Origin of the sequence: Streptomyces sp. NPDC029216 (assembly GCF_040648015.1) — a bacterium.
Taxonomy (GTDB): Bacteria; Actinomycetota; Actinomycetes; order Streptomycetales; family Streptomycetaceae; genus Streptomyces.
The window spans coordinates 1-10,324 of sequence record NZ_JBEZWL010000202.1 but is presented as its reverse complement, the minus strand read 5'-3'; the positions used below and the strand labels follow the sequence as shown (position 1 = coordinate 10,324).

Sequence of the window (10,324 nt, the reverse complement as noted above, 5' to 3'; positions counted from 1 at the left end):
GGAACAGCTCCCACAACTCATCCGGCACCAGCCGCTCAACAATTCCCGCCACGATCGACAGCCTACACAGCACGCCAAATGAGATGACGTCTTACAGGGCCAGTTCGCGGCGGAAGAACTCCAGTTCCAGTGCCATGAGCTTCTCGCGGGTGCCGCCCGGGGTCATGTGGGTGACGCCGGGCAGTGCCAGCAGCTGGTGCGGGCGGCCCGCGTCGGTGAGGGCCTGGGACAGGCGCAGGGTGTGGGAGGGGTGGACGTTGTCGTCGGCCAGGCCGGTGATCAGGAGCAGGGGGCGGGTGAGCCGGGGCGCGTCCGGGATGAGGGAGTCCCGCTCGTACACCTCCGGGTGCTCCTGCGGCAGGCCGAGGTAGCGCTCGGTGTAGGCGGTGTCGTAGTGCCGGAAGTCGGTCGGCGCGGCCCCGGCTGCCGCCGCGTGGAAGACGTCCGGGCGGCGCAGCACGGCCATGGCGGAGAGGTAGCCGCCGTAGGACCAGCCGCGGATCCCGACCCGGCCGAGGTCGAGGTCGGGGTGGCGGGCGCCGACCGCCCTGAGCGCGGCGACCTGGTCGTCCAGGGTGACCTCGGAGAAGCCCCGGTACATGGCCCGGGTGTGCGCGGGGGAGACGTGCGCGGTGCCCCGGTTGTCGACGGTGACCACGGCGAAGCCCTGGTCGGCCCACCACTGGCGGTGCTGCCAGCGGCGGGGTTCGGCGCAGACGTCCTGGGCGCCGGGGCCGCCGTAGCTGTCCATCAGCACGGGCAGGCGCCGGCCGGGGACGTGCCCGCGGGGCAGGACGAGGGCGGTGGGGATGCCGAGCTCGGTGACCCGCTCCAGGACCGGCACCACCCGGTACGGCAGCGGTGCGGACAGGTCGGCGGGGCTGAACGTGCGGCCGTCGGCGGTGTGGACGGTGCGGCGGACGCCGTCGGCGTCGGCGGAGGTCAGCACCAGGCACCCGGCCGCCGAGGCGGACACGACGTGCACCCCGGGCCCGTCGGCGAGCGGGGCCGCCTCGCCCGTCGCCGGGTCCAGCAGGAGCACCTGCTGCTCGGAGGGGTCGCGCAGCGCGGCCTCGACCAGCAGCCGGTCCTGGTGGATCCCGGCCACGGCGCGGACCTGGATCCCGTCACCGGTGAGCGGCTTGCCGTCGACGGCGAGGGCGCGCGCGGCCCCGTCGGGGGTGTCGCAGGCGGTGAGTACGCCTCCGTCGGGCAGGCGGGCCGGGGTGCCGGGGAGGGGGTCCACCCACAGCGGGTGCGTGGTGCGCGAGAGCTCGCGGGTGCGGCCGGTGGCCGGGTCGGCGGTGAGCAGCAGGACGTTCTGCTGGAGCCGGTCCTGGACGGTCAGCAGGATCTCGTCCTCGGATTCCCAGCCCGCGTCGGAGACGTAGGGGTGGGCGTCCGCGTCCCAGTCGAGCCGCACCCGCTGCCCGCCGGGGTGCAGGACCCACAGCTGGACGTCGGCGTTGGGGCCGCCCGCCTCGGGGTAGGCGAAGTCCTCGGCCGGGAGTTCGGGGCGGGCGGGGTCGGCGAAGTGGCGCCGCTGGAGGGCGCTCTCGTCCACCCGGGCGGCGAGCAGGGTGATGCCGTCGGGGGACCACCAGTGGCCCCGGGGGCGGTCGAGTTCCTCGGCGGCGGCGAACTCGGCGAGGCCCCAGCGGGCCCCGTCGTCGGGGCTGACCCGGCCGCCGGGGGCGGTGTACAGGGCGTCGTCGGCGACGTACGCGATGCGCGAGCCGTCGCTGTTGGGGCGCGGGTCCAGGGCGGGGCCGGCGGCGGGGACCGGTACGGGGGCGGAGGCGCCGTCGCAGGCGACTTCGTAGAGGCGTCCGTAGAGCGGGAAGGCCGCGCGGCGGCCGTCGCCGGAGAGGGCGTAGGAGCCGATGCCGGCGGCCACGAGCCGGGTGCGCTCGCGCAGCCGGCGTTCGGCGACGGGGAGTTCGCCGGGTTCGGGGGAGAGGACGCGGGGGTCGGCGAGCAGGGTTTCCGCGCCGGTGGCGGTGTCGAGGACCCAGAGGCTTTCGAAGGCGTCGGTGGGGCCCGTCGAGCGCAGGAACCAGAGGAGGCGGCCCTGGTCGCCGAAGGCGAAGGCGCGGGGCGAGCCGTGGGTGAACCGGGCCGTGGCGGCGGATTGCCTGAGGAAATCGTCCATAAACCTAGTGTGACATGTGAAATATCACATAGCCTAGCCCATTCGAGTGGTGACCCTTGGTGTGCGGGCGTAGCGTCGACTGGTGGACCCGAACGCATCGCCGCACAGCAACGGGACCGACGGCACGGTCCGAGCGCACGGGAACGGCAGCGGCAGCAACGGAAACGGCAACGGGCTGGCCCTGGTCGTCATCGCTTCCTGCCAGCTCATGGTCGTCCTCGACATCACCATCGTGAACATAGCGCTGCCGCACATCCAGACGGCACTCGATTTCTCCACCGAGAGCCTGTCCTGGGTCGTCAACGCCTACACGCTCACCTTCGGCGGACTGCTCCTGCTCGGCGGCCGCACCGGCGACATCCTCGGCCGGAAGCGCGTCTTCGTCTTCGGGGTCCTGCTCTTCGGCCTGGCCTCCCTGCTCGGCGGACTCGCCCAGAACGCCGGCCAGCTGATGGCGGCCCGGGCCCTCCAGGGCGTCGGCGGCGCCATCGCCTCCCCGACCGCCCTGGCGCTGATCACCACCACCTTCCGCGAAGGGCCCGCCCGCAACCGGGCCTTCGGTGTGTTCGCCGCCGTCTCCGCGGGCGGCGGCGCCATCGGACTGCTCGCGGGCGGTCTGCTGGTCGAATGGCTCAACTGGCGCTGGGTGCTCTTCGTCAACGTCCCCATCGCCCTGCTCATCGCCGTGATGGCCCGCAGGGTCCTGCACGAGTCCGCACGCCACCCGGGCCACTTCGACCTCGCGGGCGCGCTGCTGGGCACCTGCGGCATGGTCGCGCTGGTCTACGGCTTCATCCGCGCGTCCAAGGACGGCTGGGCCGACCCGTTCACCCTCGGCTCCTTCGGCGCGGCCGTGGTCCTGCTGGCCCTGTTCGTCGTCAACGAGCGGCGCTCCCAGCAGCCCATCACCCCGCTGCACATGTTCGCGGACCGCAACCGTGCCGGCACCTACGGGATCATGCTCTTCCTCGCCTGCGCGATCTTCGGCATGTTCTTCTTCCTGACCCTGTTCGTGCAGAACGTCCTCGGCTTCAGCCCGCTGCGGGCCGGACTCGCCTTCCTGCCCGTCAGCGTCATGGTCGCGATCGTGGCCACGATCACCTCCCGGCTGCTGCCCCGGTTCGGGCCCAAGCCCTTCATGGTCGCGGGCGCGCTGTGCTGCGCGGCCGGCCTGGCCTGGCTGACGCGGACCGACGTCCACTCGACCTACGCGGGCAGCATCCTCGGCCCGATCGTCGTGTTCGCCACCGGCATGGGCATGCAGTTCGTGTCACTGACCCTGATGGCCCTGTCCAACGTGCCCGACCGGGAGTCGGGCGCGGCGTCCGGACTCCTCAACTCCATGCAGCAGGTCGGCGGATCGCTGGGCCTGTCGATCCTGGTCACCGTCTTCGGCACGGCCCGCCGGAACGAGGCCAAGGAGCAGGCGGTGGCGTTCGTGCGCGACTCCAGCCCCGAGCAGAAGGCCTTCTTCGCCCGCACCCACCAGTTCCCCAAGCCCTGGTCCGACCTGGTGCTCACCTCGGGCGTCAGTGCGGCCTTCGTGGCGGCGGCCGCCTTCACCCTGGCCGGGGCGCTGATCGCGGTCTTCGCCATCCAGGTCCGGCCCTCCGACCTGGAACGGCTCCAGGGCAACCACACCCCGGCAGGCGTCCGGGGGGAAACCGGCGGGTAGGGTCGCCTGGTCATCGAAAACCGGGGGGAAACCGATGCTCCGATCCTTCACGCGCGGCGCCGCCGCGACCGCCCTGACCGTCACCCTGGCGGCGCTCACCACCTCCTGCGCCGGCGGCGGCAACGGCAACGGCACCGGCGGCAGTGCCGCGAAGCCGGGGGACTCCGTCTCCCGCCCGGCCTCCGCCGTGCCCGCCTCCGCCACCGGGGCGGAGCCGCAGCCGCCCGCCCCGCAGCCGGAGAGGGTACGGGACGCCTTCGCCGGGCTCCAGGCCACCCTCGACGACTCCTGCACCCCCGCCAACTGCGCGTACCTCCTCGGCCGGGTCCACGACGAACTCCATCGCCTGGACCGCGCCATGAAGGCGGACCCCAAGGGCCCCGGCCACTTCCCCGAACCCATCGCCCTGATGGCCCGGCTCGACGGGGAACTGGGCTCCGACCGCGGCTTCGAGAACCTCAAGAGGCACCAGCCCGCCCTGCTCGGCGCCCGGGACGAGATCAACACCTGGATGCAGGACCATCCCGACGACTACCGCTGACGGCCACCGCCGGCGCCGGGGAACGCTACCCCTCGACGCGGCGCACCCGGCAGCGCATGGGCCCCTTCGTCTCCAGGGTGATCCCGGCGCTCAGGGGGACCTCCGTGTCCACGGCATCGAACGCGTAAGCGCGCAGGATCATCGCCAGCGCGATCACCGACTCCAGCATCGAGAAGTGCTGGCCGATGCAGGCGCGCGGCCCGCCGCCGAACGGGAACCAGGCGTAGCGCGGCCGGCCCGCCTCGGCCTCCGGCGTGAAGCGGTCGGGGTCGAAGCGCTCCGGGTCGCTCCAGTAGCGGGGGTGGCGGTGCGTCACCCAGGGGGCCAGGATCACCGTGGAGCCCGCCGGGATCGCGTGCCCGTCGATCTCGGAGGCGGCCACCGACTGGCGGCCCATCACCGGCGCGGCCGGATACAGCCGCATCGCCTCCTTCAGCACCCGCGTCAGGTACGGCAGCCGGTCGAGGTCGGCGGCCTCCGGCGTACGGTCGCCCAGGACGCGGCGGACCTCCTCGCGCGCCCGCGCCTGCTCCTCGGGGTGCCGGGCGAGCAGGTGCAGGGCGAAGGCCAGCGAGGTGGCCGTCGTCTCGTGGCCGGCCAGCAGGAAGATCAGCACCTGGTCGCGCAGCTCGGCGGCGTCGAAGGCCCCGTCGTCCGAGCTCCGCGCCCCCGCCAGCAGGGTCAGCAGGTCCTCCTCCCCCTCCTGCCCCGCGGCCGCCGACCGGCGGCGCTCCGCGATGATCCGGTCGCAGACCCCGTAGAGCTCGTCCATCGCGGCGGCCGCCCGCCGGTTGCCCGGGGTCGGCCAGCTGCGCGGGACGTTGAGGGGGGAGTAGCCGCGGGCCAGGACGTACTCCGTGATGACCGGGAAGCACCGGTGTACGACGTCGACGGTGGCGTCCACGTCGGCGCCGAACAGGATCCGGGACACCGCGCGCAGCGCCAGGTGCATCATCTCGGAGGACACGTCGACGATCCCGTCCCGCGCCTGTGCCCAGGCGGCGAGGGTGGCCCCGGTCTCGGCCGCGACGGCCCCGGCGTAGCCGTCCACGCGCTTGCGGGTGAACAGCGGCTGCACCAGCCGGCGCTGGCGCAGGTAGTCCTCGTCCTGGCTGGTCAGCAGGCCGTTGCCGAAGGAGTCCCGGATCTCCTGGTAGAAGGGGTTGTCCTTGCGGAAGTTGGCCGACTCCGAGGCCAGCACCCGCTGGGCGCCCTCGGCGGAGAAGACGCAGTACAGCTGCAGGCGCAGCCCGGGCGGGCCGGCGTCGATGCGTACGACGTCACCGTGGCGCCGCCGGGCCTCCAGATAGGTGCCCAGGGAGTCCGCCTTCAGGTCGAGGAGCGACCCGAGCAGCGGCACCCCCTCCAGGCGGGGAACCTCGGCCCCCGTACCCGTCTCCGTACCCGTCCCGACATCCATGGCCGCCCCCTCGACTCCGTACCGACGGGTAGATTCTGCAGCCCGGCGCCCCGGCGGGCGAGCGTCTACCCGCCATCCGGCCGAATACCGACCCCGTCGTCCGTCGGGGCGCTCAGCGTGATCGGCGAGCGGGGGGCCGGGAGTTCGGCCAGTTTGCGGCGGCGGGCGTGGGCGACCAGGTCCTCCGGCTCCAGGGCGTCGACCACCGTGCGGACGTGCTCCAGCATCGCGGTGGCCGCGGCCAGGACGGCGGCGTCGTCCAGCGGACGGGTCTCCACCCGCATGGCCTGCGCGGAGAGCTTCTGGAGGCTGCGGAACAGGTCGCCCTTGTGGACCTCGCGGATGGTCAGCGACAGGTGCACGGACAGGCCCTCGTCGCCGCCGACGGCCTCGTGGGCGAAGCCCCGCGGGATGTAGAGGACCCCGCCCGCGTCCAGGGTGGTCCGCAGGACCTCCGCCGGGCGGTCGCCCTCGACCCGGCCGTGCTCCCAGTAGCCGTCCGCCGGCCCCTCGTGGACCCGCCACGCCTTGCTGCCGTTCAGCTGGAGGACGAGGACGTCGGCGTCGTCGCGGTGCAGGGGCACGCCCTGGGTGCCGGGGGGCGTCACGAAGCAGAACGCCTCCACCGCGAGCCCGAGTTCGGCCGAGAGCCGCGCGAGCAGGTCCCGGGTCGGGCCGTGCCACTGGTCGACCCGGCGCAGCAGCAGGGTCGCGCCCTCGTTGAGCAGGGCCCGGATCCTGTGCTCGTCCGCGAACCCCCCGTACGCGGCCTGGTTGACGGTGCGCGGCGCCAGGTAGGTGTCGCGGCCCAGGGGGTCCTCGGCGCGGGCCATCTCCACGTAGGGCTCCGGCAGGAAGCCCGTGGCGAGGGCCGCGTCGACGTCGGCCAGCGTGAACGGGCTGCGCACTCCCCCCTCCGGACGGAAGACGCCCGGCCGGCGGCGCCAGTACGCGGCGGTGAAGTCGGCGGGGTCGCCGACCCACGCGGCCAAAGTCGGAGAATGCACGGTTCCTCTTTCCTGTCTTCCGTTTGCCTTGTGCCCTCGTGCCGGTTCGCGCTCACAGGCGCGGGAGCGTCCCCCGCACCAGGCGCCGCCTCGTCTCCCCGACCCGCACCTTCCCGCTGGTCGTCACCGGCAGCCCGCCTCCGGGCAGCAGGACGACCTCCGAGACGTACAGGTCGAGGGCGCCCGCCAGCCGCCGCCGTACCCCGGCCGCCACCTCGGCGGGCGGGGGCGTGCCGGGGCCGTCCGCCACCTCCGCGACCAGGCAGACCCGTCCGCCGGACCCCCCGTCCGCGAGGGCGAAGGCGGCGCAGCGCCCGGGCCGCAGCCCCGGCACCTCCTCGCAGGCCGCCAGGACGTCCGCCGGGTAGAAGTTCCTGCCGTGGTGGACGAGTACGTCGTCGGTCCGGCCCACGACGAACAGGTGGCCCTCGTGCAGGAACCCCCGGTCCCCGGTCGCGTGCCACACCGCCCGCCGGCGCGCCGCCGGCCAGTAGCCGCGGAACAGCTGCGGCCCCCGGACGACGACCTCCCCCACGCGCGGCCCGCCGCCGTGCCCGGGCGAGCGGGTGCGCACCCGGACCTGCGTGCCGGGCAGCGGGGTTCCCGAGGAGAGCAGGACGGTGGCGGGCGTACCCGGTCCGGCCGCCTCCACCCGCCCCGCGCGCAGGGCGTCGGTACGGACGGCCAGCCGGGCCGGCGGGCGGTCCGGTGTGGCGGTGGTGACGGTGAGGGTGGCCTCGGCCATGCCGTACGAGGGGCACAGGCTCCCGGCGGAGAACCCGGCGGCCGCGAACCGGGCCGCGAACCGCTCGGCCGTCGCGGCCCGCACCACCTCGCCCGCACTGCGCGCGACCCGCCAGCTGCGCAGGTCGAGGGCGGCCAGCTCTCGGTCGGTGACCTTGCGGGCGCACAGGGCGTACGCGAAGTCGGGGGCGCTGGACAGGGTCCCGCCGTGGGCCGTGACGGCCGACAGCCAGGACGCCGGGCGGCGGACGAACGCCTCCGGGGCCATCAGCACGGACCCGTAGCCGCTGAAGAGCGGCCGGAGCACCCCGGTGACGAGCCCCATGTCGTGGTGGAGCGGCACCCAGGTCACGGCCACGTCCTGCGGCCGCTCGCCGTAGACGCGCGCGGCCTGCGCGCAACTGGCGTGCAGCGCCCGGTGGCTGATGACGACGCCCTTGGGGGAGCCGGTCGAGCCCGAGGTGTACTGGAGGAAGGCGGGAGCATCCGGTGCCGGGACGGGCGCCGGCGTGGCCGGGCGGGCCGCGCGCGGGGCGGCCGCGGCCGGGTCCGGCCAGGTGTGCACCCCGCCGGGGACGTCGAGGTCCCCCAGCGCGGTGAGCACGGCCCCCCGCCAGGGCGCGGTGGTGACGACCAGCACGGGGCGGCAGTCGGCGACGATGCTCCGCAGCCGCCGGCCGAAGGCCTCGGGCCGGGTGGTCGCCGGGGTGGCCGCGGGCACCGGCAGGATCCCCCGCCCCATCGCCGCCAGCAGGACGGCGACGAAGGACTCGTCGTTCGGCAGGACCATGACGAGCCGGTCGCCCGGACGGGCCCCGAGGGCGAGCAGCCCCGAGGCGGCCGCGTCCACGAGGGCGTTCAGCTCGCGGTAGTTCAGCCGCCGGACCGCGTCCCCGTCCAGGCAGGTCAGCGCGAGCGCGTCGGGCCGGCGCCGCGCGTGGCGCACGAGCCGGCCCGGGATGGTCACGGGCCACGGCTCCCCGGTCATCCGCGGCCCCCGCCCGCGGCCGCGCCGGCCCCGGAGAGGCCGACGAGGCCGGCGCGCCGGATCTTGCCGCTGGGGGTGCGGGGCAGGGAGCCCGGGGCCGCCAGGACCACCCGGGGCGAGGCCAGGCCGAGTCCGCGCGCCGAGGCCTCGACGGCCGGAACCGGGTCGGGGGCGGCGGGGTCCGCGCCGTGCTCGACGAAGCAGACGGGGGCCGCTCCGCCGAGGACGACGACCGCGTCCGTGACCCCGGGCAGCAGCCGCACCTCGTGTTCGAGCCGGGCGGCGCGCAGCTCCTCGGGGGTCCCGGCCCGGCCGAGGACGAACAGGTAGCCGTCGGCGTCGAGGAAGCCTACGTCCCCCGTGGCGTGCACGGGAGCCTCGGACGGGTCCCGGTCGGCGGCGCGCAGCCGGATCCCGATCTCCCCGGCCTCCCCCGGGGGCAGGGGGCGCCCGTCACGGGTGACCTCGACGCGGATCCCGGGCAGCGGCCGGCCCACCGAACCGGGCCTGGCCAGCCACTCCGGGGTGGTGATCTCGGTCAGGACGCTCTTCGAGGTGCCGTAGTACTCGTGCAGGACCGGCCCGAACAGGCCGATGGCCGCGCGCTTCACCCCGGGAGGGCAGGCGGCGCCGCCGTGGAAGACCACCCGGAACCGCCGCCGCGGGGCGTGCCCCGCCCCGACCAGGTCCGTCAGCCGGTCCGGGCTGAGCATGACGCTGTCCGCGGCGTACCGGTCGGCGAGTTCGGCGAAGGCGGTGGTGGACCAGGTGCGCTGGACGACGACCGCGCTGCCCGCCTGGAGCGCGTACAGGGCGGGCCCCAGGGTGCCCAGGTGGTAGGTGGGATTGGCCATCAGGTGCGGGCCCCGGTCGAGGCCCGCGGCGTAGCGCGCGGTGACGGCCACGCCCTTGTAGGGGCGGGCGGGGCGGGTCCGGACGACGGCCTGCGGGAGGCCGGTGGTGCCCGAGGTCGCGAAGACGAGGTGGCCGGCGGCGGGCGGGACGGCCGCGGCGGGCCCGGCGGCCGGGCCGGCCGCCCCGGCGATCAGCTCGTCGTCGCCGACGGCGGGACAGGGCAGGGCGGGTCCGTCCGCCGCCGGCGAACCGGTGGTGACGTGCAGGACGGCGCCCGTGTCCGTCAGCAGGGACGGGCCCACGGGCAGGGCCCGCAGTTCCGGGGCGAGCGGGAAGAGACCGTAGCCGTGCCGCAGCGCGGCGAGGGCCAGCGCGAAGAAGCGGGGTCCGGTGGGGAGGTCGGTGGACAGGACCGCGCCGTCGGGCACGCCCCGGGCGCGCAGGGCGTCCGCCAGGGCGTCGGCGCGGCCCGTCAGCTCGGCGAAGGTGCAGGTCTCGTCGTCGGCGACGACGGCCGTGCGGCCGGGGGCGGTCCGCGCGGTGGCCCACGGGTCCCAGAGGTGGGGGCGCATGGTTCCTCAGTGTCCGGGCGTCGAGGGGGCGGCGGCCGCCGCGCCGAGGGCGGCGGCCAGGGCGGCGAAGTCGGCCAGGCCGACGACCAGTTCGGTGTCGACCTCGATGCCCAGGCGTTCCTCCAGCCGGACGGCGAGTTCGACGGCGGTGACGGAGTCCCCGCCGAGGGAGAAGAAGTCGTCGGCCGGTCCGGCCGGCCGGCCGAACACCTCGCCCACGGCGGTCAGTACGTCGTCGATCGGTGCGGGGGGCATGGCGTCTCCTGTGAGGGTGGTACGGGCGGACCTGCTCAGCGGACCGGGCGCGGTGCGGCCGCCGCCCCGGTGGCGGCCGCCGCGGCGGCGAGGACGTCGTCGAGGAGGGCCCGCG

The 10,324-nt window shown here is 75.2% G+C and carries 8 protein-coding genes; 2 read left to right on the top strand and 6 right to left on the bottom strand.

The window, feature by feature from the left end:
* Nucleotides 1-91 precede the first annotated feature (91 nt).
* Nucleotides 92-2,152 (bottom strand): prolyl oligopeptidase family serine peptidase, encoded by a 2,061-nt coding sequence (locus AB0F18_RS36400; protein WP_362068918.1) that lies wholly within the window; start codon nt 2,150-2,152, stop codon nt 92-94.
* A gap of 82 nt (nt 2,153-2,234) precedes the next feature.
* Between AB0F18_RS36400 and AB0F18_RS36395 the strand changes: the two genes are divergently transcribed.
* Together AB0F18_RS36395 and AB0F18_RS36390 are read left to right on the top strand one after the other, a co-directional pair.
* Nucleotides 2,235-3,827, top strand: a complete 1,593-nt coding sequence (locus tag AB0F18_RS36395; protein WP_362068915.1) for an MFS transporter — start codon at nt 2,235-2,237, stop codon at nt 3,825-3,827.
* 34 nt (nt 3,828-3,861) lie between these two features.
* The gene (locus tag AB0F18_RS36390; RefSeq protein ID WP_362068912.1) at nt 3,862-4,368 is read left to right on the top strand and encodes a hypothetical protein; all 507 of its coding nucleotides are present in this window, start codon (nt 3,862-3,864) and stop codon (nt 4,366-4,368) included.
* Between the two features lie 25 nt (nt 4,369-4,393).
* On the opposite strand, the gene AB0F18_RS36385 is transcribed toward AB0F18_RS36390, so the two are convergent.
* The 5 genes from AB0F18_RS36385 to AB0F18_RS36365 all read right to left on the bottom strand — a co-directional run bounded on the left by AB0F18_RS36385 (nt 4,394) and on the right by AB0F18_RS36365 (nt 10,209).
* Nucleotides 4,394-5,788 (bottom strand): cytochrome P450, encoded by a 1,395-nt coding sequence (locus tag AB0F18_RS36385; protein WP_362068909.1) that lies wholly within the window; start codon nt 5,786-5,788, stop codon nt 4,394-4,396.
* A gap of 65 nt (nt 5,789-5,853) precedes the next feature.
* Nucleotides 5,854-6,795, bottom strand: coding sequence for a cupin domain-containing protein (locus AB0F18_RS36380; RefSeq protein WP_362068906.1), 942 nt, complete (start codon nt 6,793-6,795; stop codon nt 5,854-5,856).
* Between the two features lie 52 nt (nt 6,796-6,847).
* Entirely contained in the window at nt 6,848-8,506 is a 1,659-nt protein-coding gene (locus AB0F18_RS36375) for an AMP-binding protein (protein WP_362068903.1), read from the bottom strand.
* 17 nt (nt 8,507-8,523) lie between these two features.
* Nucleotides 8,524-9,954 (bottom strand): fatty acid--CoA ligase family protein, encoded by a 1,431-nt coding sequence (locus AB0F18_RS36370; protein ID WP_362068900.1) that lies wholly within the window; start codon nt 9,952-9,954, stop codon nt 8,524-8,526.
* Nucleotides 9,955-9,960: 6 nt separating this feature from the next.
* A complete protein-coding gene (locus AB0F18_RS36365) occupies nt 9,961-10,209 on the bottom strand; it encodes an acyl carrier protein (RefSeq protein WP_362068897.1) in 249 nt (82 codons plus the stop codon).
* Nucleotides 10,210-10,324 lie beyond the last annotated feature (115 nt).

Coding starts and splice junctions, on each gene's coding strand:
- AB0F18_RS36365 (WP_362068897.1), bottom strand. CDS start 10,209: ATGCCCCCCGCACCGATCGACGACGTACTGACCGCCGTGGGCGAGGTG.
- AB0F18_RS36385 (WP_362068909.1), bottom strand. CDS start 5,788: ATGGATGTCGGGACGGGTACGGAGACGGGTACGGGGGCCGAGGTTCCC.
- AB0F18_RS36370 (WP_362068900.1), bottom strand. CDS start 9,954: ATGCGCCCCCACCTCTGGGACCCGTGGGCCACCGCGCGGACCGCCCCC.
- AB0F18_RS36390 (WP_362068912.1), top strand. CDS start 3,862: ATGCTCCGATCCTTCACGCGCGGCGCCGCCGCGACCGCCCTGACCGTC.
- AB0F18_RS36400 (WP_362068918.1), bottom strand. CDS start 2,152: ATGGACGATTTCCTCAGGCAATCCGCCGCCACGGCCCGGTTCACCCAC.